This is a genomic window from Citrobacter sp. TBCS-14, from assembly GCF_005280805.1.
GTDB classification, from domain to species: Bacteria; Pseudomonadota; Gammaproteobacteria; order Enterobacterales; family Enterobacteriaceae; genus Citrobacter; species Citrobacter gillenii.
The window spans coordinates 1-233 of the sequence record NZ_SZWM01000322.1; the positions used below are offsets into that span (position 1 = coordinate 1).

Below are 233 nucleotides of genomic sequence, written 5' to 3' on the forward strand. Positions count from 1 at the left end.
CCGGATGGGAGAAGTCGATGACGCGTGGCCTGGAATTACTGATTGCTCAGACGATTTTGCAAGGTTTCGACGCCCAGTACGGGCGTTTTCTGGAAGTCACCTCCGGCGCGCAGCAGCGTTTTGAACATGCCGACTGGCATGCGGTTCAGCAGGCGATGAAAAGCCGTATTCACCTTTACGATCATCACGTGGGTCTGGTGGTGGAGCAGTTGCGCTGCATTACAGACGGCAAA

At 55.4% G+C, this 233-nt stretch carries 1 protein-coding gene; it reads left to right on the forward strand.

The genetic code is table 11. The features are described from left to right. Nucleotides 1–17 precede the first annotated feature (17 nt). Nucleotides 18–233: isocitrate dehydrogenase kinase/phosphatase AceK regulatory subunit (locus FDX22_RS15315; protein ID WP_186805315.1), on the forward strand; the 216-nt coding region annotated here is incomplete at its 3' end.